At 64.0% G+C, this 23,653-nt stretch carries 16 protein-coding genes and 2 pseudogenes; 6 read left to right on the top strand and 12 right to left on the bottom strand.

Annotated features, from left to right (window positions below; all coding sequences use genetic code 11):
* Positions 1 to 86 precede the first annotated feature (86 nt).
* Positions 87 to 968, bottom strand: a complete 882-nt coding sequence (locus KPG66_RS06365; protein ID WP_237070302.1) for a cytochrome c oxidase assembly protein — start codon at positions 966 to 968, stop codon at positions 87 to 89.
* Between the two features lie 134 nt (positions 969 to 1,102).
* On the opposite strand from KPG66_RS06365, the gene KPG66_RS06360 reads away from it, so the two are divergent.
* Positions 1,103 to 3,508, top strand: a complete 2,406-nt coding sequence (locus tag KPG66_RS06360) for a hybrid sensor histidine kinase/response regulator (protein WP_237070301.1) — start codon at positions 1,103 to 1,105, stop codon at positions 3,506 to 3,508.
* 25 nt (positions 3,509 to 3,533) lie between these two features.
* Here KPG66_RS06360 and pcaD read toward each other — a convergent pair whose 3' ends face one another.
* On the bottom strand, positions 3,534 to 4,325 hold the full coding sequence (gene pcaD, locus KPG66_RS06355) for a 3-oxoadipate enol-lactonase (protein WP_237070300.1): 792 nt from the start codon (positions 4,323 to 4,325) through the stop codon (positions 3,534 to 3,536).
* 78 nt (positions 4,326 to 4,403) lie between these two features.
* Positions 4,404 to 4,535 (bottom strand): annotated as a pseudogene (locus tag KPG66_RS06350) (3-oxoadipyl-CoA thiolase); the annotation flags it as partial.
* A 164-nt stretch (positions 4,536 to 4,699) separates the two neighbouring features.
* Between KPG66_RS06350 and KPG66_RS06345 the strand changes: the two are divergent.
* Positions 4,700 to 4,964, top strand: a pseudogene (locus KPG66_RS06345) (IclR family transcriptional regulator domain-containing protein); the annotation flags it as partial.
* Positions 4,965 to 5,048: 84 nt separating this feature from the next.
* Positions 5,049 to 6,533: a glucose-6-phosphate dehydrogenase gene (zwf, locus tag KPG66_RS06340; RefSeq protein ID WP_237070299.1), complete on the top strand. Its 1,485-nt coding sequence runs from the start codon at positions 5,049 to 5,051 to the stop codon at positions 6,531 to 6,533.
* A gap of 126 nt (positions 6,534 to 6,659) precedes the next feature.
* On the opposite strand, the gene KPG66_RS06335 is transcribed toward zwf, so the two are convergent.
* The 3 genes from KPG66_RS06335 to clpB form a co-directional block, all read right to left on the bottom strand.
* Positions 6,660 to 9,041, bottom strand: a complete 2,382-nt coding sequence (locus KPG66_RS06335) for an ATP-dependent DNA helicase (protein ID WP_237070298.1) — start codon at positions 9,039 to 9,041, stop codon at positions 6,660 to 6,662.
* Positions 9,041 to 10,906, bottom strand: coding sequence for a VRR-NUC domain-containing protein (locus tag KPG66_RS06330; protein WP_442929418.1), 1,866 nt, complete (start codon positions 10,904 to 10,906; stop codon positions 9,041 to 9,043). Before KPG66_RS06330 ends, KPG66_RS06335 begins: the two co-directional genes overlap by 1 nt.
* A gap of 503 nt (positions 10,907 to 11,409) precedes the next feature.
* Positions 11,410 to 14,004, bottom strand: a complete 2,595-nt coding sequence (clpB, locus tag KPG66_RS06325; RefSeq protein ID WP_237070296.1) for an ATP-dependent chaperone ClpB — start codon at positions 14,002 to 14,004, stop codon at positions 11,410 to 11,412.
* Positions 14,005 to 14,196: 192 nt separating this feature from the next.
* Between clpB and KPG66_RS06320 the strand changes: the two genes are divergently transcribed.
* A complete protein-coding gene (locus KPG66_RS06320) occupies positions 14,197 to 14,670 on the top strand; it encodes a group III truncated hemoglobin (RefSeq protein ID WP_013435162.1) in 474 nt (157 codons plus the stop codon).
* Here KPG66_RS06320 and KPG66_RS06315 read toward each other — a convergent pair.
* The 6 genes from KPG66_RS06315 to KPG66_RS06290 all read right to left on the bottom strand — a co-directional run bounded on the left by KPG66_RS06315 (position 14,664) and on the right by KPG66_RS06290 (position 21,059).
* A complete protein-coding gene (locus KPG66_RS06315) occupies positions 14,664 to 15,158 on the bottom strand; it encodes a molybdenum cofactor biosynthesis protein MoaE (RefSeq protein ID WP_237070295.1) in 495 nt (164 codons plus the stop codon). The genes KPG66_RS06320 and KPG66_RS06315 overlap by 7 nt on opposite strands.
* Before the next feature lie 37 nt (positions 15,159 to 15,195).
* Complete coding sequence (gene moaD / locus KPG66_RS06310) at positions 15,196 to 15,453, bottom strand: molybdopterin converting factor subunit 1 (protein ID WP_237070294.1); 258 nt, start codon at positions 15,451 to 15,453, stop codon at positions 15,196 to 15,198.
* Between the two features lie 64 nt (positions 15,454 to 15,517).
* Positions 15,518 to 16,924 (bottom strand): molybdopterin molybdotransferase MoeA, encoded by a 1,407-nt coding sequence (locus KPG66_RS06305; protein WP_442929414.1) that lies wholly within the window; start codon positions 16,922 to 16,924, stop codon positions 15,518 to 15,520.
* Positions 16,925 to 16,935: 11 nt separating this feature from the next.
* Positions 16,936 to 18,387 (bottom strand): threonine synthase, encoded by a 1,452-nt coding sequence (gene thrC, locus KPG66_RS06300; RefSeq protein WP_237070292.1) that lies wholly within the window; start codon positions 18,385 to 18,387, stop codon positions 16,936 to 16,938.
* A gap of 52 nt (positions 18,388 to 18,439) precedes the next feature.
* Positions 18,440 to 19,771 carry a homoserine dehydrogenase gene (locus KPG66_RS06295; RefSeq protein WP_237070291.1) on the bottom strand — a complete coding sequence of 444 codons (1,332 nt, stop codon included), beginning with the start codon at positions 19,769 to 19,771 and terminating at the stop codon, positions 18,440 to 18,442.
* Between the two features lie 55 nt (positions 19,772 to 19,826).
* Positions 19,827 to 21,059 carry a pyridoxal phosphate-dependent aminotransferase gene (locus KPG66_RS06290; RefSeq protein WP_013435156.1) on the bottom strand — a complete coding sequence of 411 codons (1,233 nt, stop codon included), beginning with the start codon at positions 21,057 to 21,059 and terminating at the stop codon, positions 19,827 to 19,829.
* Between the two features lie 313 nt (positions 21,060 to 21,372).
* Between KPG66_RS06290 and KPG66_RS06285 the strand changes: the two genes are divergently transcribed.
* Positions 21,373 to 21,762, top strand: a complete 390-nt coding sequence (locus tag KPG66_RS06285) for an Mth938-like domain-containing protein (RefSeq protein ID WP_041753448.1) — start codon at positions 21,373 to 21,375, stop codon at positions 21,760 to 21,762.
* A gap of 110 nt (positions 21,763 to 21,872) precedes the next feature.
* Positions 21,873 to 23,642 carry a glycosyltransferase family 39 protein gene (locus KPG66_RS06280; RefSeq protein ID WP_237070290.1) on the top strand — a complete coding sequence of 590 codons (1,770 nt, stop codon included), beginning with the start codon at positions 21,873 to 21,875 and terminating at the stop codon, positions 23,640 to 23,642.
* Positions 23,643 to 23,653 lie beyond the last annotated feature (11 nt).

Genomic DNA, 23,653 nt, shown 5'->3' with positions numbered 1-23,653 from the left:
GTACCGATCTCTTTTCGCAAGGTACAAAAATGACGCGCGAACCGTGCTGCCGGCTCGACGCGTCAGTGGTGCACAGCGACCTCGCGCTATGAGCGGCCGGCCCGTGATGCAGGGGCGACGCCCGCCAGCGTGGCGGCCCGCGCGCGCTGTGCGGGGGGGCGACGCGGCGGCAGCGTTGACAGGCGCATCATATGACGCAGCGCCATCAGGCCGCCGATCGTCTCTATGACGGCCGCGGGCACCCACATGATCAGTCCGCCCAGGCTTTGATCCAGCGCCGGCGACAGGTCCATGGCGCGACCGCACAACGTGAAGATCGGGTACAAGTCGCGCGAGGAGAACGTAATGATCGCACCGGCCAAAAGCTGTGGCGTCATCGTGATCACCGGTGACAACACCCGCATGCCCGGCTTTACCCGACTGGGCGGGCTCGGGCGATGATCCAGCAGCATCCACCAATACAGCAGACCACTGACCGTCACCGACCAATTCATGAACAAGTAGATGCGCCAGTCGAGCATCGAAATGAACTGCACGGACGGAATGAGCCAGAAGAGCACCGAAATCACGAACGCCAACGAGATGAACGCCGGGTTGAGCAGCACGGCGCCGGCTATGCGCGACGCACGCCGCCGGGCCGCCCGGTGCAGCATGCCGCGCCAGCGTGGCGGCATGCCGGCACGCATCACGCTGCCTGGATAGGCGGACATGACCAGCAGCGGTGCCAGATGATGCAGCACCAAGTGCTGGAGCCGGTGGACGAAGAATTGATGCTCGGCGTAATAGTCCACTCGCGTGTGCAGCGCGACATACAGCATCACGAGACCCGTCCAGAACGCTACCTGGCGCGCAATGCTCACACGTTGGCGCAGCGTGCCGCGCGCGAATAACACGGCGGCCGCGACAAAGATGAACACCAGCCCGAACGAGGGCTCCCACGGTTCCAGGAAACGAAGCAACGAGGACATGATAAGGTGGAACGATGCGGCGCACGCCAGCGGCGCCGGCCAATAAAAAGCGGCACCATCTTAACAGCAAAGCGAACCGCAGCCGGCTCAGGTTCGCGCGATGGTCCTAAAATAGAGGATCTTTTGTCGACAAGATGTCCCTATTTGAGATGCGCACGCCTGCGAAAAGACCTGCAGGGCCGAGCGAACCGGCAACCGCCGACAATCGTGCAACCGTCGGAGCGGACTGGCCCGTGCCGCTGTCCGGGCACGCCGAGCCCAACGCGCCGGTGCGCGACTTCGTCACGTTGCGCCGTGCATTGGTCGTGCTGCTGATCGCCACCGTCGTACTGCCGGCGGGGTTCCTGCTGTACTACGGCATAACGAGTTGGCACAAGGCGCTGGACGACGCCAGTGGATTTGCCACACGTTCGTCGCGGATCACCGAAGAGCAAGCGCTGAAGGTGTTCGAGCTCAATGAAGTGATCCGGGACAGGGTCCTGCAGGCAATCTATGAAGCCGAATCTCATGGCGGCGCGTTGGGCGGTTACGCAATGACCACCAAGCTGCGCTCAATTGCCGCACCTTTCGATCACTTGGCCGCGGTAAGTGTGTACGATGCAAGCGGCCGACTCGTGGTCACCAACGATCCCTATCTGGGCGTGCCGCGCAGTCTTGCGCAGACCGATGCATTCCGCAACGCCGCTCGGTGGAACCAGGGCGACTACGTGACCGAGGCGATCCCTTTACGGGGACACCGTGACCGCATCTTCGATGTCATCACGCCGCGCCATCTCAGCGATGGCTCATTTGCCGGCGTCGTCGCCCTGTCGATCCGCGCGTCGTACTTCGAGGACTTTTATCGTGAGCTCGTGACCGGCAGCCACATCGGCCAGCTCGCGCTGATGCGCAATGATGGCACATTGCTCGCCCGCTATCCGCCGCCAGTGCCCGGCGACGTCGAGCCGCCGGTGCCGCGCGGCGTGCTGGCCGCGCAACTGGGCGGCACCGAGCGGGTCCACCTGGCCGATACGCAGGCGATCATTGGCTACCGGCGCGTGGGCTCGCGGGACGTCTACGTCACCGACTACTTGCGGCTGGACCAGGTATTCTCGCGTTGGCTCGCTCGCACCGCGATCGTCACCGGCTTTTCGGTCGTACCCAGCATCGCGTTGTTCCTGGTGGCGTTCGTTGCACTGCGCCGCCTCGATAGCGAGGAAAAAGCATGGCGCCAATGGCAGGCGGAAGCCTCGCTGCGGCGTGCGGCCGAGGAAGACTATCGGCACGCACTGAAAATGGAATCGCTGGGCCGGCTGACCGGCAGCGTCGCGCACGACTTCAACAACCTGCTGATGGTGCTGTCCGCGAATGCGCGGCTGATCCGTCTAAAGATGGGCGAGGGCAACATGGCAAAACAGTGGCAGGCCATTGACCGGGCCGTGCACACTGGCGAAGCGCTGACCCGTCGTTTGCTCAGCGTCTCGCGCAAGCAGCCTACGCGAGCCGAGCGGATCGACCTGCGCAGCCGTCTGGCCGAGTGGAAGGGGTTGATCGAAGCATCCGCCGGCCCGCAGTGCGACGTGCGCATCGCGGTGCCCGACAGCGTGTGGCCCGTGCTGGCAGACCCCACCGACCTGCAGCTTGCGCTGATCAACCTGCTCGCCAACGCGCGCGACGCGCTACCGGCCGGCGGCCAGATCGCCATTTCGGCCAACAACCACCAGGCGGCGCACGAGCACGCCGGCGCGGCGTCGATAGCCGAACCGGATCTAGTGCGTATTGCGGTCAGCGACAACGGCTGCGGGATGAGCGCCGACGTGGCAGCGCGCGCGTTCGAGCCATTCTTTACGACCAAGGAGCTCGGCAAGGGCACCGGCCTCGGACTGCCGCAGGTCTACGGCTTCTGCCAGCAGGCCGGCGGCAATGCGCAAATCATTAGCCATCCCGGCGTGGGCACGACGGTCGCCTTGTTCCTGCCAGCGGCGCCGGCAGCCGAAGCCGAGGCACCCGCCCACGTCGGGCTGCGCACCGCCGAACGCGACGGGGCTGCCCCGCATCCGTCGGTGTCTAACGGCGACATTCCCGTACCGGCGCCCAATGAACCCTTGTCGCGACGATCGCCCGCCACGGCACCGGCGAACGTCGACGCGGTATCCGACGGCCGGCCGAGCCGCGCGGCGCGGGCGCGCCGCGCCTTGACCGGCATGACCGGGCTTGATCTCCTGCTGGTGGAGGACGATAACGAGGTCGCCGAAGCGACGGCGGCAGTGCTGAACCTGGACGGTCATCGAGTAACCACCGCGCCGGACGCCCATTCAGCCCTGCAGATCTACCATCGGCACGCGCGATACGATGCGGTGATCAGTGATGTGACAATGCCCGGCCCGATGAACGGCATCGACCTGGCCATCGCGTTGCGCGATGCGAACCCTAGCTTGCCCGTGATCCTGGTCACCGGGCACACCGACAAGTTAAGTCTGGCGCAACGTGAAGGCCTGCTGGTGCTACCCAAGCCGGTCAATTTCGACGTGCTGCGCTCCGCGCTTCCTCAAGCGGCATGACGATGGCTTATGCCAGCGGGCCCTGTTATGCGGCGCCCCGCAGGAATGCCACCAACTCGCGGTTGTACGTGTCGCGCTGTTCGATGTTCGAGATATGCGATGCGTCGAGTTCAAGATACTGCGCCCCCCGGATCGCCACAGCCATCGCCCGGCCCTGCTCCGGACTTGTCGCAACATCGTGCGTGCCGGCAATGACCAACGTCGGTAGGGTGATGCGGCCCAGTTCGTCGCGTAAATCCGCATCGCGCACCGCCTCGCAGTTTGCGGCATACCCTTCGGGGTCGGTAGCCATCAGTTGCGCTCGCAACGGCTCAACCTGGGCGGCTTGCCGCTCGCGAAATCCCGGCGTGAACCAGCGCTCAATGGCCGCGTTGGCCAAGCCAGCCATGCCTTCGCCGCGCGCTTTCGCGATGCGCGGGTTCCATACCGGCGGCGAGCCGATCTTGGGTGCCGTGTTCGACAACACCAGCCGGATTAGCCGGTCGCCATGGCGCGCGCCAAGCGCAATGCCGATCTGCCCGCCCATCGACAAACCGCAAAAATGCGCACGCTCGATACCCAATGCGTCAAGCAACGCGACCACGTCATCGGCCAGCCGTCCGATTGTATAAGGCCCCGGCGGCGTATCTGACTGTCCGTGTCCGCGCGTATCGTAACGCAACACGCGAAAATGTGCGTTTAGCGCCGGGACTTGGGCATCCCACATCGCGAGCTGCGTGCCCAGCGAATTGGACAGCACGACCCACGGCGCATCGGTATGCTCGGCACCGTCAATACAGTAATGCAGGTGAATTCCGTCGATCGACGCAAATGGCATGATGGGTTCCTCGTCAGTCGTTCAGATAATGAGCCGGCGGGCTGCACGCCCACTATGGCACATTGGAGCGCGCCGACTTCACACGCGCTCGAGCGCAAGCGCGATGCCTTGGCCAACGCCGATGCACATTGTCGCAAGTACGAAGCGCCCGGCCCGTCGCTGCAATTCATAGGTGGCCGTCAACGTCAGCCGCGCACTAACGCAAGCGAGCACGATGCAACAAACAACAACTTCGAATCCGAGCGTCTCCGCCAAAGGACCGGCGCCTGACGCCGGACGACCCGCCGGCGGCGAACGCCCGGGCGACTCATACGTGCAGTCGTTCGCACGCCAACTGGCGGATGATCCGCTCATTCGACGCAACGCGGGCGCAGCAAACGCTGACCGACAAGGCCCAGATCAAGCAAGCCATCGCACAGGTGCGCGAACAAGGCTGGTCCATCGTTGACCAGGAGCTGGAGGTGGCCTGATTTCGATGTCAGCGCCGATTCGCGACCGCCAGCAGCGCATCATCGCCGCGATGAATATCAGCGGCAAAATGCACAACGACAATCGGCAATTCAGATGACCCAATCATGCCTTGCGCCACTGCTCGACGCGGCGCAACGCGTCTCCGAGTTGATCGCACGACGCGGCTGAGCGTGCGATGCGCGGGGGCGTGCAAAAATCCGAATAACCATGCACCATAAGGGTTGCTCAACCGGCCCGCGACACGCACGCACCATGACAACCACGGTTTCTTCCGCAGCCTCCGCCGCATCCGCCTCTACGCTGGACATGATCATCTTCGGCGGCGGCGGCGACCTGTCGGCCCGCAAATTGCTTCCGGCGCTGTACATGGCGCATCTGCACGGCAACCTGCTGGCCGACACGCGGATCATCGCGATCGGCCGTAAGGACTTCTCGCGCGACCAGTACCTCGCGTTCATCGACGAGCACTCGCGGCCGTTCGTCGACAGCAGTGTGCTGGACAAACAAGCGTGGGACCGCTTCCTGGCGTTGCTCGACTACGTGCGGATCGATGCCGGCTCGTCACCCGACTACGCCAACCTCGTCGCGGCGTCCCGCCCCGGAGCACAACGCGTGTTCTATCTGGCCACCTCACCCGAGCTCTTCACGACGATCTGCGACAACCTCACCGCGTGCGGGCTGGTCGACGAACAATCGCGCGTCGTGCTCGAAAAACCGTTGGGACACGACCTCGCGTCGGCACGTGCGATTAACGCGTCGGTCGGCCAGCACTTTGCCGAATCGCAGATCTACCGGATCGACCATTACCTGGGCAAGGAGACCGTGCAGAACCTGATGGTACTGCGCTTTGGCAACGCGATTTTCGGGCCACTGTGGCAAGCGCCGTACATCAAGAACGTGCAAATCACGGTCGCCGAGACCGTGGGCGTCGGCAGCCGGGCCGGTTTCTATGACCAGACCGGTGCGCTGCGCGACATGGTGCAGAACCACCTGCTGCAGTTGCTGTGCATCGTGGCGATGGAACCGCCCGTGTCGCTCGATCCCGATGCGGTACGGGACGAAAAGCTCAAGGTACTGCGCTCGCTGCGTCCGATGACGGTCTCGGACATCGCCCGCGATACGGTGCGCGGCCAGTACACCGCAGGCGCGATCGGTAGGGAGCCAGTCAAGGGTTATCTTGAGGAAGACAACGTGCCGCCAGGCAGCCACACGGAGACGTTCGTCGCGCTGCGCGCGCACATCAACAACTGGCGTTGGGCCAACGTGCCGTTCTTCCTGCGCACCGGCAAGCGGATGCCGAAGCGGCTCTCCGAGATCGTCATCGATTTCGCCGACTTGCCTTTCTCGATCATTCCGAGCGGGCCGCGCAACTACGGTAACCGGCTGGTAATCCAGCTGCAACCGGAGGAATCGATCCAGTTGCAAATGCTTGCGAAGGAGCCGGGCAGCGGCATGCACATGCTGCCGGTCAATTTGAACCTGGACTTGCAGCAGGCGTTTACGGGACGCCGCGCCGAAGCCTACGAGCGGCTGCTGATCGACGTGATCCGGGGGCGCCTGACCCATTTTATGCGCCGCGATGAATTGGAAGCCGCTTGGACCTGGGTCGAGCCGATCCTGGCCGGCTGGCGCGAACTGGGCGAACGCCCCCGCACCTACACGGCCGGCACCTACGGGCCCGCCGCTTCGTCCGCGCTAATGGCGCACGAAAATATGTCGTGGGCCGAAGAAATGTGACGCAGCGGGCGGCGACCGGGTGTTCCAGCCGGAACACCCGGTTGGTGGTCGGATCGGTGCATAGGCCCGTGGCCCTACCGGTAGTTGACCCGTTACGCCGCAAGTGGTCGGCCCGCTGCCCGCCGCCTAGCGGTGACTCTCCGGCTGGATCTTCCACCAGCGTGGCAGCAACGCGCGCACGTCGCGCCGCATAAAGCGGTCATCCAGCAGATGCACGACACCACGGTCAGTCTCGCTGCGGATCACGCGGCCTGCGGCCTGCACTACTTTCTGCACCCCTGGGAACAAGTACGTATAGTCGAATCCGGCACTAAACAGCCGCTGCATCCGCTCGCGCAACTGTTCGTTCACCGCATTGATTTGCGGCATCCCGAGCGTGGCGATAAACGTGCCAACCAGCCGTGTGCCGGGCAGGTCGATGCCCTCGGCAAATGCACCGCCGAGCACGGCGAAACCGATGCCGCGGCCGTGCGGCTCGAAGCGGGCGATGAAGGCACGCTGTGCCGGCTCGTCCATCGCCCGGGCCTGCTGCCACACCGGAATCGACGGATGCGTAGTGCTGAACAGCGCAGCCGCCTGTTCCAGATATGCAAAGCTGCTAAAAAAGCACAGATAGTTGCCGGGCCGCGCCGCATACTGCGAGGCAATCTGCTCAACCAGCGCGCCAAGCGACGCCTGGCGGTCCCGATAGCGGGTCGAGATCGACGGCGTCACGTACACGGCGAGTTGCTCCGCGCTGAACGGACTGTCGACGTCGACATTGACAGTATCGTCCGGTAGCCCGAGCAGGTCGCGATAGAAGCGCGCAGGCCACAGTGTCGCGGAAAAAAGCGTCATCGAATGGGCTGCCGCCACACGCGCGCGCAATGCCGCCGCCGGCACGATATTGCGGATGCACAACGTCGAGCGCCGCGTGGCGCGCGCCGCGGCCCCCTCCAGCGTGGCCAGTGTGACGTCGAACATCCAGTGCTCGTCGAAACGCTCAGCGATGCGCAGGAAGTGGATCGCATCGAGATAAAAGCGCTCCAGGCGCACGTCCGGTACAAGTTGCGGCTCGGCCAGATGCTCGCCGATCGCACCAACGGCGCGCTGCAGCGCGCATAGCCATGCATCGGGCAACACGTCAGAGGCACGATACGGTTCGGCTTGCGCGCGATTCAGCGTGTTCCAGCATCGCTGCAAGCGACGCAGTGTGGTGCCCAGCGTGCCGCGCGCGCCACGAGCAAGTTGGGCCAGTTCTCCCTGTTCGAGCGTGGCCGAGTACATCGCCCGCGCCCGTTCGGGCAAATTATGCGCCTCGTCCACCAGCACGGCGATCCGCCACTGATTTTGCACGGTCAACGCAAACAGGGGGGCGCCGGTGTCAAAATAGTAGTTGTAATCGCCGACGATCACATCAGCCCAGCGCACCAATTCATGGCCCAAGTAGTACGGACACACATGATGGGTCAAGCCCACTTCGCGCAGCACGCTGCGATCGAGCCAGTATCTTGCCAACGCCGCCTCACGGGCAGCCGGCAACCGATCATAGAAGCCTTGCGCGAGCGTGCATGACTGCCCGTTACACGCATTCCCCGGATACTCGCACGCCTTGTCGCGCGCGACTAGTTCAACCACGCGCAGCGGCAGCGCGGGGGCAGACCTTGGCGCGCGCGCGCCGATGCCTGTGCGTCCGACCACCCTGGATCCGGCCCGCGCTGATTCTGCTGATTCTGCTGATTCTGCTGATTCTGCTGATTCTGCTGATTCTGCTGATTCTGCTGATTCTGCTGATTCTGCTGATTCTGCTGATTCTGTTGGTTCTGTTGGTTCTGTTGGTTCTGCTGACCGTCGCGGTCCCACGGTGCCACGCGTCAAAAACTGCAGTGAATCCAATGCCAGTTGCCGACCCGGACTCTTCGCGCTCAAGAAAAACACTTTGTCGATCGATGCGCGCGGACAGGCCTTGAGCAGTGGAAACAGCGTACCGAGCGTCTTGCCGATGCCCGTCGGTGCTTGCGCGAGCAGCACACGGGCGCCGAGTGCCGCGCGGTAGACCGCCTCGGCAAGCTCGCGCTGACCCGCACGAAACGCAGGAAACGGCAACTGCAAACCGTGCAGCATCGCATCGCGCGCGGCGCGGTGTGCTCGTTCCCGAGCCGCCAGTGCGAGTTCGATCGACGGCACGCGCGCCTGCTGACAGAACAGCCAGCCGTACACCCGCAACTGTGCCCAATGCAGCGCGCGGTGATTGTCCGGCATCGCATCCAGTTCGCCGCGATACGTCTTGATTTCCTCGAGCCGACCCCGTTGCGGATCGTAGCCGTCCGCGCGACCGCGCACCGTCAGTTCCCGGTACTCGCCCGTGACACTGATTTCCGTTTGGTAGTCCGCATGGCGGCGGCTCGCAACGACGCGATGGCCGGTCCTACCCTCCTCGGCGCTGGGAGACGGCGTGAACCGCAGATCCAGGTCGCCTTGCTTCGCCGTGAATTCGCACAATGCGCGCACGGCAATCACATAGCGCATCACACCGCCCACTGCGCTGGCGCGCTGACGCCGTCCGGGATCGCATTGCCGACCGCGGCGGGCGGCGCCGACATCCTATCTCCGTCGTCGAGCCACCGCACGTGCGCGACGCTGACCGGCAGCCCCTTTTCGTGTGCGTAGGCGAGCCAGCGCAACTGATTGTCCTGCAGCCGGTCGCCGGGCCCTTTCACCTCGATCAGTTCATACGAACGCACGGCCGGCACGAATCGGACTAGATCCGGAAATCCAGAACGGTTCTGCGAGACGTCCCACAACAACCGCTCGAACCACAGCTTCAGGTGGGCGGCCGGCATGCAGTCCAGCGCGAGCGCCAACAACGCGGGGTCGAATACGCCCCAGGCCACAAACGGCGATTGAATCCCGGCCTTCGCGGCAAAATTATTTTCGATCGTGCGTCGATAGCGACCATCGTCGAGCTGTTGCAGGCACGCATCGAACAGCGCCTGACGACGCGCGACGAACGTTGGCGCGTCTAGGTCCGCCGGCCCGCGCTGGAACGGATGAAAGAATGCGCCGGGTATCGGCGCGAATATCACCTGCCAGCACAACAGGCCAAACAAGGTGTTGATCAATGCGTTTTCGACATAGAACACCGGCGCCTCCGGGCGATGCAGGTGAGCGCGCAATACGTGCTCGACCCGCATCGGCACGGCGGGCATGGGCAGGAGCCAGTCGCTGCGCGAGATCGGCGTTGCCGATGTCTGTGTCTGTGTCTGTGTCTGTGTCTGTGTCTGTGTCGATGCCGATGCCGATGCCGATAAATCAGATTGTAGTGAAGGTACGCGATGCGAGCCGGATGGCTGCTCGCCACATGCTGATTGCATCGGCAGCGGCGATTGCTGTCGTGCGGCGCGCGGCACGCGCTGTAGCCGCGCAAGGGTACGCGCGGCGCGCTGTGCCTCGACCTCGCTAACTGGCGTGCGTACGACTTGCGCAGCAAGCGCCAACGCGTCACCGCGACGGCCGAGCGCCTCGAGCACGCGCACTCGCCGATAGCGGGCTTCCGGATATGTGCTCACCTCGTACGCATGCAGCGCGCGCAGCCAATCGCGCCGCCGCTCGCAGTGCTGGCCGATCCGAAACAACACTTTGGCGCGACGCATACCGAGCCAAGGATTCTCAGTCGGACATGCGCACGCCTGCGACAGCAATGCATCCAGCGTCGCGTCGTCAGGCGCCGCGTCCAATGCCTGACGACACGCATGCAACGAGAAGTAGGCATCGACATCTTCGCGCCGTTGGAATGCACGGGACGATCCGTCCAAGCGCACGGCTTCGTAGCGGAAAACACCCAGGTCAGCCAGCACGAACTCCGACCAGTCCTGCCACAGGTTCCCGAAAAACATTAATCGAAGCCGATCACACAGGGGCCCCAGCAGGAAACGGACAACCTTTGCTGGCCCGTTCGGGCACCAGGCCGAGTACGCCTGTTGTACACCGGGATACGCGGTGCGCAGCGCGTCAAGCAGCGCCGCCTTCGTGCCGCGCGCCGTCTTCGCCGCCTCGAAGCGGTGCTCGAGTTGGGCCTTGGTCGCCACAGTGAACAGTTCGTCGACCGACATCGACGGATCGAGCTCGACCCAGCCTTGCGCAATCAATGGCCCGCATGCGGCAAGCGGCTCGCCGATCTCAGCATAACGCAGCTTGTCCGTGCGAAACAACGGTCCTTTGCGCATTAGCATCCGGACCAGCAGCGCGCGCGACGCGTGCGGTAACGGCTCGAACGCGTCGATGAAGGCTCGTTCTTGCTCGTCAAGCAGGTCATCGCATCGATCGCTCAACCACGTGATAACGCGACGAAAGTTTGCGACATAGTAGAACGGGTCCACGCCGCCGGCGGGAATCGCGTCCATCATCTAATCCTGTATAAATATACAGTACGAGATGATACCAGCGTCGGCCGCATCGGGTCACCCGCCATCGTAGCAGTGTCCGGTAGGCGCCAATCATCACCTTAACCGCGAGATAGCCGAACAGCGCGGCCGACAGCGCGCTGCGTCGCCGCCCCCTCATGAGGCGACCAGCTTATCCTCGTGGGGCGACTAGTTTAAGGAGACTAACGAACGCGTGGTAATGCGGGAATAAATCGAACAGCCCGCCCAGCGGTACAGCGGCGGGCGCCGCATCATTGCGTCTGCCGGGCAACGGAAGACTAACGTACGATGCGCTGAGCAGCCGCTCAGAATGGGCGGTTTGTTGCCATTCTGGGCGTGGAGTGGATCAAGACTTTTCTGCATGCTGCACAGCGCGCCGGCGCCATCGAGCCTGAAAACCCTGCCAGGGCGGGGCGCAGGCGCCGAGCATCAGCGCCAGCGCCGCCGTTGCGCCCCCGCGCATTGGCGCCCTGTCAGTGCACGACCCGTTCGAACACGAACTTGCCATCCTCAAAGTCGACCGGGATCAGGTCCTTTGGACCGAACCGGCCACCCAGGATCAGCTTGGCAATCGGGTTTTCGATCTCCTGCTGGATCGCGCGCTTGAGTGGCCGCGCGCCGAACAGCGGATCGTAGCCGACCTTGCCGATGTGCTCGAGTGCCGCATCCGATACGTCCAGTTGCATGTCCATCTTCGCCAATCGCTCGGTGAGCCGTTGCAGCTGGATCTTCGCAATCGAGCGAATATGGCTGCGATCCAGGCCGTGGAAGACGACGACCTCATCGATCCGATTCAGGAACTCGGGGCGGAAATACTGCTTGACCTCTTCCCAGACCGCATCGCGCACCGCCGCATGAGGCTCGCCGACCATCGACTGGATCTGCTGCGAGCCGAGATTCGACGTCATCACAATCACGGTGTTCTTGAAATCCACCGTACGGCCCTGGCCATCGGTCATGCGGCCGTCGTCGAGTACCTGCAGCAGCACGTTGAACACGTCCGGGTGCGCCTTCTCGATCTCATCGAGCAGGATCACGCTGTACGGCTTGCGCCGCACGGCCTCGGTCAAGTAGCCGCCTTCCTCGTAGCCCACATAGCCAGGCGGCGCGCCGATCAGCCGTGCGACGCTATGCTTTTCCATGAACTCGCTCATGTCGATGCGGATCAAGTGGTCCTCGGCATCGAACAGGAACGCCGCCAGTGCCTTGCACAGCTCGGTCTTGCCGACCCCCGTCGGACCGAGGAACAGGAACGAGCCATAAGGCCGGTTCGGGTCGGCCAAGCCTGCCCGCGAACGGCGAATCGCGTCAGCCACCGCACTGATCGCCTCATCCTGGCCGACCACGCGTTCATGCAACTTCGCCTCAATTTGCAGCAGCTTTTCGCGCTCGCCCTGCATCATCCGCGCGACCGGGATGCCAGTGGCGCGCGATACGACCTCGGCGATCTCCTCGGCGCCCACCTGTGTGCGCAGCAACCGCGGCTTATCGTTCTTGGGCGTACCGGCCTCAGCCTGAGTGACGGCCTTCAGTTGCGCCTCCAACTGCGGCAACGTGCCGTACTGCAACTCGGCGACCTTGTCCAGCTTGCCCTCGCGCTGCAGCCGCACGATTTCCGCGCGAGTCTTGTCGATCTCTTCCTTCAAGTGCGCACCGCCCTGCACGGCAGATTTCTCCGCCGTCCAAATCTCCTCGAGATCCGCGTATTCGCGCTCGAGCCGCGCGATCTCGTCCTCGATCAACCCGAGCCGCTTCTGCGATGCCTCGTCGGTTTCCTTCTTTACCGCCTCGCGCTCGATCTTCAGCTGGATCAGCCGACGCTCGAGCCGGTCCATCGCCTCGGGCTTCGAGTCGATCTCCATCTTGATCTTGGACGCCGCCTCGTCGATCAAATCGATCGCCTTGTCCGGCAGGAAACGGTCGGTGATATAGCGGTGCGACAGCTCGGCAGCCGCGACGATGGCCGGATCCGTGATCTCGACCTTGTGATGCAGCTCGTACTTTTCCTGCAACCCACGCAGGATCGCAATGGTCGCCTCGACCGACGGCTCATCGACCAGCACTTTCTGGAAGCGCCGCTCAAGCGCCGCGTCCTTTTCGATGTATCGGCGGTATTCATCCAGCGTCGTCGCGCCGATGCAATGCAACTCACCGCGCGCGAGCGCCGGCTTGAGCATGTTGCCCGCGTCGATTGCGCCTTCCGCTTTGCCTGCACCGACCATCGTGTGAATTTCGTCGATGAACACGATCGTGCGGCCCTCGTCCTTCGCAATGTCGCTGAGCACCGCCTTGAGCCGCTCCTCGAATTCGCCGCGATATTTGGCGCCGGCCAGCAGCGCGGCCATATCCAGCGACAGCACCCGTTTGTCTTTCAGTGTCTCGGGCACCTCGCCATTGACGATGCGCTGCGCGAGACCTTCGACGATCGCGGTCTTGCCCACGCCTGGCTCACCGATCAGCACCGGGTTGTTCTTCGTGCGGCGTTGCAGGATCTGGATCGCGCGGCGAATCTCGTCATCGCGGCCAATCACCGGGTCGAGCTTGCTGGCACGCGCGCGCTCGGTCAAATCCACCGTGTATTTCTTCAGCGCCTCACGCTGGCTCTCGGCATCCTGGCTGTTGACCTGCGCGTTGCCGCGCACCGCCGCGACGGCGGCTTCCAGCGCCTTACGAGTCAGGCCATGCTCGCGTGCAAGCCGGCCGGCGTCGCCCTTGTCGTCGGCGAGCGCGAGCAGGAACATTTCGCTGGCGATATACGCGTCGCTGTATTTCTGCGCTTCCTTGTCCGCCTGGTTCAACAAGCCGCTCAACTCGCGGCTCACTTGTACGTTGCCGTCAGTGCCCTGCACCTGCGGTAACCGTTCCAACGCCGCGCCTAGCGCGGCCTGCAGCGCCTGCACATGCACACCGGCGCGCGACAACAGCGAGCGGGCCGCGCCATCGGGCTGCGCGAGCAGCGCCGCGAGCACATGCAGCGGCTCGATATACTGATTGTCTCGCCCAACAGCAAGGCTTTGTGCGTCCGCAAGCGCTTCTTGGAACTTCGTGGTGAGTTTGTCGATCCTCATCGAGACCTCCAATCCTTGGTTGTCCCATATCTTGAGGCCCGAATGGCGCTTTTCAAGCGCCCGGGGTCAATGTGATCAAGCCTAGCGCGTGCGCGAGCGGCACGCTAGGCTGACTCAACTCAGCTACCATGTGCTTGTCAAGCTCGGCTAGGCTGCGCTGCAATCCGCTCTCTCTACTGACGACACGACATCATGTTCATTCCCGAATCCGACGCCGCGGCGAGCCGCCTTGCCATCCTGGACGAAGCAGGCATCCATGCGCTAGTCCACCGCTTCTATGCACGCGTGCGGGCAGACGACACGCTGGGACCGATCTTCGCGCAGGCGATTAGCGACGCATGGGATCCACATCTGGCGAAAATGTGCGACTTTTGGGCCAGCATCGCGCTGGGCGTCAAACGCTATAAGGGCAATGTGCAATTGGCCCACCTGCCATTAAAGGGTATCGAGCCCGAGCATTTCAACCGCTGGCTGTACCTGTTCCTGGACACGGTCGAGCACCTGTTCGAGCCCGCCGCAGCGCTCAAGCTGATGGAGCCGGCGCTGCGCATCGCGGAAAGCCTGCAGCTGAGCCGCTTCGGATGGCAATACCAAGTGCCGCCGGAGCAGAAGGCGCTGCTCGAGCGAATCGCGCCGCGCCGCGGCGAGCGTGGTGCCGCTCACTGATCGTCGGCACGCGGACCCTTCGCCGCGTTGTGCGACGCAATGCCCCAGCGCGCGAGCGCCGCGTCGTCGGTGGCACGCGCATCGACCCAGCGCTCGCCTTGCTCAGTGCGCTCCTTTTTCCAAAAAGGCGCGTTAGACTTTAGGTAATCCATCACGAACTCGCAGGCGGCAAACGCGTCGCCGCGATGTGCAGCCGCGACTGCGACCAGCACAATCTGCTCGCCTGCATCGAGCCGACCGTACCGGTGCACCACGCACACGTCGATGCCCGCCCAGCGGCGCTCGGCTTCGGCAACAATGGCCTCCAGCGCCCGTTCGGTCATACCCGGATAATGCTCGAGTTCCAACGCGCTGATTGACTCGCCGTCGCTCAACTCGCGCACGGTACCCACGAAGCTAACCACCGCGCCGATGCGTGGATTGCGCGCACGCAGCCGGGCAAGCTCCGTCGTCACGTCAAAATCGCGTACCTGCACGCTGACTGTCATCTCATCCTCCGCAGTACCCCGCCCGGCCGCTGCCGCATCACCCGCCGGTGACGGGTGGAAAAAACGCTACCTCACAACCGTCGGTCAGTCGCGTCGCCGGGTCGGTCATGACGTGGTCGCAGGCCATGCGCAGCGGGCGCGTGTCCGCCAGTGCGCCTGCCCACGCGCCGCCGCGCGAGCATAGCCAGGCGCGCACGTCGCCGACCGTGTTAACGCTGTCCGGTACGTCAACCGTTTCCGCGCCCGTGCCGACTGCCTCGCGCACACTTGCAAAAAACCTCAGTTCGATCTTCATTGCCCTTGACCGTTGAAAAACCTGTTTCGCCTGCGCGCGCCCTCTCCGTCGCGCTGCTACGCCATTACGCCAGCAACGTCGAGAATGGCAGGAAACGCACCGTCTCACCCGCCTGGATCGCATGCCCAGGGGGATTGTCGATCAATCCGTCCCCCCACACTGTCGATGTCAGCACCGCCGAGCTTTGATTCGGGAACAGGTCCAGGCCTCCAGCCTCGTTGATCCGCGCGCGCAGGAATTCATTGCGGCGATCCGCCTTCTTTTGCGTGAAATCGGCCCGCATGCGCAGCGCACGAGGCTCGACGCATCTCGTGCCGGCTAGGCGCAGGATGAACGGACGCACAAACAACAGGAACGTCACGAAGCTGGACACCGGATTGCCAGGCAAGCCGATGAAGAACGCCGCGTCGCGCGGCGCGCCGGCGCACGATGGCCCCGCAGCTGCCGGTCGGCGCACCGTGCCGAAGGCAAGCGGCTTGCCCGGCTTCATCGCGATCTGCCACAGGTGCAGCGAACCTTCAGCCTGCACCGCGGCCCGCACGTGATCTGCCTCGCCCACCGATACACCACCACAGGTGAGGATCAGGTCATGCGCAAGCGCCGCCTCACGCAGCACATCGCGCGTCGCATCGAGCCGGTCCGGCACGATACCAAGATCCGTCACGTCGCAGCCGAGTGCGGCCAGCAGTCCACCGAGCGTGAACCGGCTCGAATTGTAAATTGCGCCTTCACGCAACGGCTCGCCCGGCATCGTCAACTCGTCGCCGGTAAAGGCTATCGCGACCCTCGGCCGTCGCGCGAGCGGCAGCGTCGCACAGCCGACCGACGCGGCCAGACCCAACGCCTGCGGCGTTAGCCGCGTGCCGGCGGGCAAGATCACCGCATCCTTGCGGATATCCGAACCACGCCGGTTGATCCACTCGCCCATTGGCGGCGGCGCATCGAACGCGACCGTCTCGCCATGTGCATGCGCCTGCTCCTGCATCACTACCGTGTCGGCGCCCGCGGGCAGTCGCGCACCGGTGAAAACGCGCGCCGCGGTGCCGGCCTGGAGCGCTCCACTGGGCGCATGGCCAGCTGGCACGCGTTGTGACACGCGCATCGGCCGCCCGGCCACGACGTCGGCGGCCCGCACCGCGTAGCCGTCCATCGCGCTGATGTCGGCCGGCGGCACATCGAGCGCCGAGCGAATGTCGGCGGCCAACACGCGGTTCAGCGCGTCTTGCGTCGGCACTATCTCGACCGCGTCAGGCTGCACGCAGGATGGAAACGCCGCGGCCAGCAACTGCGCAAGCGCGTCCTGCGTGGACAGCCGTGGTGGGTGGATGGCGTCCGTGGCCGTGGCGGCGCCGGCCGTTTGGCTAGCCCACGCCACCGGCGCGGTATCGTTCGGGATCGACATCGGATTCGGGCCGGATGTTGACGAATAAAGACGTATTGTAGCCCCGGCGCGGTAGCCGCGGCGCCGCACCGATACGCCGCCTAGCCGTCAATCTGCGCGCGAATGAAGTCCTTCACACGCTCGGCGTCGGCCGGCAATACAGTGAAACGCTGCGGCAACGCCTCCAGTCCCTCAAAGGCCGGCGGGCGCGCAGGATCCTGGTCCAGCGCCTCACGGATCGTGTCGCCGAACTTGATCGGCTGCGCGGTCTCGAGCACGATCATCGGCACCCCCGGTTCTAGATATTCGCGCGCCACTTTCACGCCGTCCGCTGTATGCGTGTCGATCATCGCCTGGTAGCGACGGTGGACGTCGCGGATCGTCGCGATCCGATCCGCGTGCGTGCTGCGACCGGACACGAAACCGAACTCGCGCACGCGGGCAAAATCACCCGACGCGGCCAAGTCGAACCCGCCCTTGACCTCGACGTCGCGAAACAACTGCAACACGCGCGCCGAATCGCGGCCCAGCAAGTCAAAGATGAAGCGCTCAAAGTTCGACGCCTTTGAGATGTCCATGCTGGGACTGGTCGTCTGGTAGGTTTCAGCCGCGACGCGCACGCGATACGTACCGGTACGGAAGAACTCGTCGAGCACGTCGTTCTCATTGGTGGCAACCACCAGCTTATCGATCGGCAAGCCCATCATCCGCGCAATGTGGCCAGCACATATATTGCCGAAATTGCCCGACGGGACGGTGAATGACACGCGCTGGTCGTTGCCGCGCGTCGCATCGAAATAGCCTCGAAAATAGTAGACAACCTGTGCGACGACCCGGGCCCAGTTGATCGAGTTGACCGTGCCAATTTGATAGCGGGCTTTGAACGTGTGGTCGTTCGAGACGGCCTTGACGATGTCCTGGCAATCATCAAACACCCCTTCGACCGCAATATTAAAGATGTTCGGGTCCTGCAGGCTGAACATCTGCGCGGTCTGGAACGCGCTCATCTTGCGATGCGGTGACAACATAAACACACGCACGCCCCGCTTGCCGCGCATCGCGTATTCGGCGGCGCTGCCGGTGTCGCCAGACGTCGCGCCAAGGATGTTCAATTGCTGGTCATGGCGCGTCAACACGTACTCGAACAGGTTGCCGAGCAACTGCATCGCCATGTCCTTGAACGCGAGCGTCGGGCCGTTGGACAGCTCGAGCAGCGCCAGCGGCGCGCCGCCTTCGACGCCCAGCGTCTTGAGCGGCGTGATGCGCTGCGCATCGCTGCCGGCGCGCACGTTTGAATACACGTCGGCGCGATAAGTGCGCCGCGTCAGCGCCCGCAAGTCGTCGGCCGGCATGTCGTCGCAAAATTTTGCGAGTATCTCGAATGCCAGGTCCGCATAGGACAGCGTACGCCAGCGGGACAACTCAGCGTCGGACACACGCGGATACTGCGCCGGCAAATACAGGCCACCATCCTTCGCAAGACCGCCGAGTAGGATGTCGGAAAATGAATGGCGCTCGCCGAGCCCGGCGCCGCGCGTGGAAATGTAGTTCATCCGGGAAAGCTCCTGGCGCTCCGGCCACGGGCCGAAGCAATTGGCGTGGGCATCAGTTCAACGCTTCCATGCGCAGTCGGGTCACGCCCGAGCGCACCGTGGACAACGCTTCGATACGAGAAATCGCTGCATTGATGTTCTTCTCCAGCGTCTCGTGCGTGATCAGGATGATATCGGTCTCGCCCGCCAGGCTTACGTCGATGACCTCCGACTCCTTTTGCAGCAGCGCATCGATCGAGATGTTTAGGGTCGCGAGGATGCGCGTGATGTCGGCCAGCACGCCGGTCTGGTCCGCAACGCGCAACCGCAGGTAGTAGCTGCTGGTGACCTCGTCGATGGGCAAAATCGGCGTGTTCGCCAATCGGTCCGGCTGGAATGCCAGGTGCGGCACGCGATTGTTGGGGTCCGCCGTGTGCAGTCGCGTGACGTCAACCAGGTCAGCGACCACGGCCGACGCCGTCGGCTCGGCACCCGCCCCCTTGCCATAGTACAGCGTCGCGCCCACCGCATCGCCGTAGACTAGGACCGCGTTCATCGCCCCCTGCACATTCGCGATCAGCCGCTTGGCCGGAATCAGCGTCGGATGCACGCGCAACTCGATGCCCTGCGTGGTGCGCCGCGCAATGCCGAGCAGCTTGATCCGGTAGCCCAGTTCCTCCGCGTAGCGAATGTCCAGCGCGTCCAGCCGGGTGATGCCCTCGACATGGGCACGCTCGAACTGCACCGGCACGCCGAATGCGATCGCCGCCATGATCGTGGCCTTGTGCGCAGCGTCAATCCCCTCGACGTCGAACGTCGGGTCGGCCTCCGCGTAGCCGAGCCGCTGCGCGTCGGCCAGCGCGGTCGCGAAATCCAGGCCGCGCTCGCGCATCTCAGAGAGAATGAAGTTAGTGGTGCCGTTGATGATGCCGGCAATATACTGGATGCGGTTCGCCGTCAGGCCCTCGCGCAACGCCTTGATGATCGGAATGCCGCCGGCCACCGCGGCTTCGAACGCGACCATCACGCCCTTGGCACGCGCCGCCTCGAAAATTTCAGTTCCATGCACAGCAAGCAGCGCCTTATTGGCCGTCACCACATGCTTGCCATTGTGGATCGCACGCAGCACGAGTTCACGGGCGATGCCGGTGCCGCCAATCATCTCCGCGATGATGTCCAGCGACGGATCGTCGACCACCGCGACAAAATCCGACGTCAGCGCCACCGTGCCAAGCGCATCGCCCAGCACCTGTTGCGCCTTAGCCGGATTGCGCACCGCGACGCGCGTGATTTCGATCCCGCGGCCAGCCCGGCGGCTAATTTCTTCCTGGTTGCGGCGCAACACGTTGAACGTGCCGCTACCGACCGTGCCAAAGCCCAACAATCCTACTTTGATCGGTTCCATCATCCCGCGTGTGTCATAGTCATTAAAAGGGGGCGCAACGCGCGCGCGACACGCCTCACGCGCTCGTACGCTTACGATAGCCGTCGAGGAACCGTGCGACACGGCTCAGCGAATCGCCCAGGTCATCGACGTTGGGCAGGAATACGACCCGGAAGTGGTCGGGAGCGGGCCAGTTAAATCCGGTGCCCTGCACCAGCAGCACCCGCTCCTGCTGCAACAGTTCCAAAATCAGTTGCTGGTCGTCGCGCACCGGATAGACAGCCGGATCCAGCCTTGGAAACATGTACAGGGCCGCCTTCGGCTTGACGACCGACACGCCCGGAATCGCGCTGAGCATGTCGTAGGCAAGCTCGCGCTGCTTATACAGGCGCCCGCCCGGCTGGATTAACTCGTCGATGCTCTGGTAGCCGCCCAGCGCGGTCTGGATCGCATACTGGCCCGGCACGTTCGCGCACAGCCGCATCGATGCGAGGATGCCGAGCCCTTCCAGATAATCAGTCGCATGCCGCTTGTCGCCCGACACCACCATCCAGCCGGCCCGGTAGCCGCAAGACCGGTAGCTTTTGGACAAGCTGTTGAACGTGACGGTGAGCACATCCTGCGATAACGCGCCGACCGACGTGTGCACACCGCCGTCGTAGACGATCTTGTCGTAGACCTCGTCGGAGAACACAATCAGTTGGTGCTGGCGCGCGAGTTCGAGCATCGCCCGCACGAGGTCGTCCGGGTACAGCGCGCCGGTCGGGTTGTTCGGGTTGATGATTACCATGGCGCGCGTATTCGGTGAGATCTTCGCGCGCATATCGTCCAGGTCCGGCAGCCAGCCGTTGTACTCGTCGCACCGGTAGTGGACCGGCGTGCCGCCCGACAAGCTCACCGCCGCGGTCCATAACGGGTAGTCCGGCGCCGGCAATAGCACCTCGTCGCCGTCGTTCAGCAAGCCTTGCATCGCCATCACGATCAACTCGGACGCGCCGTTGCCAATGAAGATGTCATCGAGCTTGACATCGACGATGCCCTTTTGCTGCGTGTAGTGCATGACGGATTTGCGCGCCGCAAACACGCCCTTCGAATCCGAATAGCCGGACGACTCCGGCAGGTTGCGGATCATGTCGGTGATGATCTCGTCGGGCGCGTCAAAACCGAACGCAGCGAGATTGCCGATGTTCAGCTTAATGATCCGGTGCCCCTCTTCCTCGAGGCGCTTGGCCTCCTCGAGCACGGGCCCGCGTATGTCATAGCAGACGTTTGATAGCTTATGCGACTTTAGGATGGGCTTCACGGCCAACGCTTCGGTAAGGGAAATCGGCGCTCACGCTGGAACGCGGCCATCGCCGGAGGGCGGCCGGGGCACCGGACCGCGCACCGCCCGCTGACGCGGCGCCGCTCGCGTGAGCTAGCGGGCTTAACGGACGACAAAGGGTATAATTTAGCGGATTCTGGCGTAGTTCCGCAATGCATCAAACGATCGCGGGCGGCTTGCCCGTGGCGGCCGCACGTGCCGCGCGCGGAACTCGCCGGGTCCTCGCGGGTCGTTTCCATTGTCCCATAACTCGCGCCCACCGTCTGCCGCATGCGGCGGGCGCACATGGACTGCTGCATTGAAATTACACCAGGATTTTGCCGGCGCCCTGAATACCGTGACCGGTTACGGCGCTGACTATGTCGACGTCAATCTGCAACGCTACGAACACAGCGTTCTAGTCTTCCCGCAGACGCCGGTCGTGCCGTGGCCGGTCTCCTCATTCGATGCGCTCACGCCCGAGCATTTTGACGCGCTGGTCGAGTCCGCCGGCGAATCTGGCATCGAGGTCGTGATCTTCGGGACCGGCGCACGGCTGCGCTTTGCGCACCCGCGGTTAACCGTAGCCCTGTCGCGCCGGCGCATCGGCATTGAAGCGATGGATTTCCAGGCCGCGTGCCGCACCTATAACATCTTGATGGCCGAAGGCCGCAAGGTCGCGCTCGCGTTGCTGATCGAAAAACCATGAGCGCGAGCCACCATGCGGTGGCCCGCTAGCCGCGCCACGGCCCGTGGCGGGCGGGCGTGCCCATACACGCGTCCACGACAACTACACACTCTCTGAAAAACGGATAGCTGATGCAAGACTTGCTCGACCCGATGCGGCCGACGGCGCCCTCGACCGTCCCGCCCAGCGCCGTCGGCAACACGCCGTCGCGCGCGTTGCCGCTGTCGCCGGCGGCCCTGCTACTGCTTGTGCTGCTGTTCGCACTCGCATGGTTCCTGCAGTTGAACTGGCGCCACCTGGTTCCGAGCGACGAGGGACGCTATGCGGAAATGGCACGCGAGATGCTCGTCACCGGCGACTGGATCACCCCACGCTACAACGGGTACAAATATTTCGAGAAGCCGCCGCTGCAGACCTGGTTTAACGCCATCACGTTCGCCTGGTTCGGCCTGGGTGATTGGCAGGCACGGCTCTACACGGCGCTGTGCGGTTTTGCCGGCATCCTGCTGGTGGGCTACACCGGCGCGCGCGTGTTCAATCCGGCGGCCGGGCTGATGGCGGCACTGGTGCTGGCCGCGTCGCCGTACTGGAATCTGATGGGCCACTTTAACGTGCTGGACACAGGCCTGGCGTTCTGGATGGCACTGACACTGTGCTCGCTGCTGCTAGCCCAGCGCGCACACCTGCCGGCCGGCGCGCGACGTGGCTGGATGTGGCTGTGCTGGGCATCAATGGCGCTGGCGGTCCTATCCAAAGGCTTGGTTGGGCTCATCCTGCCGGGCGCGACGCTGGTGATTTACACAGTGGTGGCACGTGACTGGGCGGTGTGGAAACGGCTTTACCTGATCAGCGGCGCGCTGGTCTTTGCCGGGATCGTGCTGCCATGGTTCGTGCTCGTGCAGCGCAACAATCCAGAGTTCTTCCATTATTTTTTCATCGTCCAGCAGTTCGAGCGCTACCTAACACCCGCGCAAAACCGGCCCGGGCCATTCTATTATTTCGCGGGCGTGCTGCTCGTGGGCTTCCTGCCTTGGGTCTCGATCGTCGCCCAGAGCGTGCGCCAGGGCTGGCGGATACCGCGTCAGCAGAACGGCTTCGCGCCAGTCACGCTGCTGCTGGTGTGGTCTGCGTTCATCTTTCTGTTCTTTAGCGCGTCGCATTCAAAGCTGATCTCGTACACGCTGCCCGTGGCGCCGGCGCTGGCCCTAGTGATCGGCCTGTACCTGCCGGGGGTCACGCGCGCGCAATGGCGGCAGCATTTGCTCGGCTATGCGGCGTTCCTGGCCATAGCGGCCGTGGTCGCGTACTTCGCGCTGAGCGGGGACGGTGACGAGAAGACGCCGAACGCGCTGTATCGAGAATACGTCGTCTGGGTCGAGATCGCCATCGGCGTCGGCCTCGTGCTGACGCTGCTCGCCGGCTGGCTCGTGCGGCGGCGTGCGCTGCCGTGCGGCGCCGCGCCGCATGCCGCGCCGCCGGCAGCGAGCATCGTTGTGTTCGGCATCGGCTGGTTCCTGCTCGGCGCCATTGGCGGCAATGGCCACGAGGTGTTCGGACGACACAGCAGCGGCGCCCTGCTCGCACCGGCGGTCCAGGCAGAGCTGGCGAAGCTGCCGGCCGACACGCCGTTCTACTCGGTGGACATGCTCGACCATACGCTGCCGTTCTATGTCCGCCATACGACCATCATGGTCCAGCACGCCGATGAGCTATGGTTCGGAGCAACCATTGAGCCAAGCAAGTGGATTCCGACGGTTGACCAGTGGCGCGCCCGGTGGCGTGAGCCCGGACCCGCACTGGCGTTGTTGCCACCCTCGCTGTACGGGCAGCTGGCCGCCGCCGGCGTGCCGATGAGGGTGATTGCGCGCGACACGCGGCGCGTCATCGTCGCCAAACCTTAACCGTAAGCCGA

Source organism: Mycetohabitans sp. B2 (assembly GCF_021733735.1).
Classification (GTDB): domain Bacteria; phylum Pseudomonadota; class Gammaproteobacteria; order Burkholderiales; family Burkholderiaceae; genus Mycetohabitans; species Mycetohabitans rhizoxinica.
The sequence above is the reverse complement of the archived record's forward strand: the minus strand, read 5'-3'. Positions and strand labels throughout refer to the sequence as shown.

Bases quoted from the DNA above. Each gene is read 5' to 3' on its own strand.
- KPG66_RS06360 (WP_237070301.1), top strand. From the start codon at position 1,103: ATGTCCCTATTTGAGATGCGCACGCCTGCGAAAAGACCTGCAGGGCCG.
- KPG66_RS06295 (WP_237070291.1), bottom strand. From the start codon at position 19,771: ATGGAACCGATCAAAGTAGGATTGTTGGGCTTTGGCACGGTCGGTAGC.
- KPG66_RS06365 (WP_237070302.1), bottom strand. From the start codon at position 968: ATGTCCTCGTTGCTTCGTTTCCTGGAACCGTGGGAGCCCTCGTTCGGG.
- KPG66_RS06320 (WP_013435162.1), top strand. From the start codon at position 14,197: ATGTTCATTCCCGAATCCGACGCCGCGGCGAGCCGCCTTGCCATCCTG.
- clpB (WP_237070296.1), bottom strand. From the start codon at position 14,004: ATGAGGATCGACAAACTCACCACGAAGTTCCAAGAAGCGCTTGCGGAC.
- KPG66_RS06335 (WP_237070298.1), bottom strand. From the start codon at position 9,041: ATGCGCTATGTGATTGCCGTGCGCGCATTGTGCGAATTCACGGCGAAG.
- moaD (WP_237070294.1), bottom strand. From the start codon at position 15,453: ATGAAGATCGAACTGAGGTTTTTTGCAAGTGTGCGCGAGGCAGTCGGC.
- thrC (WP_237070292.1), bottom strand. From the start codon at position 18,387: ATGAACTACATTTCCACGCGCGGCGCCGGGCTCGGCGAGCGCCATTCA.
- pcaD (WP_237070300.1), bottom strand. From the start codon at position 4,325: ATGCCATTTGCGTCGATCGACGGAATTCACCTGCATTACTGTATTGAC.
- KPG66_RS06280 (WP_237070290.1), top strand. From the start codon at position 21,873: ATGCAAGACTTGCTCGACCCGATGCGGCCGACGGCGCCCTCGACCGTC.
- zwf (WP_237070299.1), top strand. From the start codon at position 5,049: ATGACAACCACGGTTTCTTCCGCAGCCTCCGCCGCATCCGCCTCTACG.
- KPG66_RS06315 (WP_237070295.1), bottom strand. From the start codon at position 15,158: ATGACAGTCAGCGTGCAGGTACGCGATTTTGACGTGACGACGGAGCTT.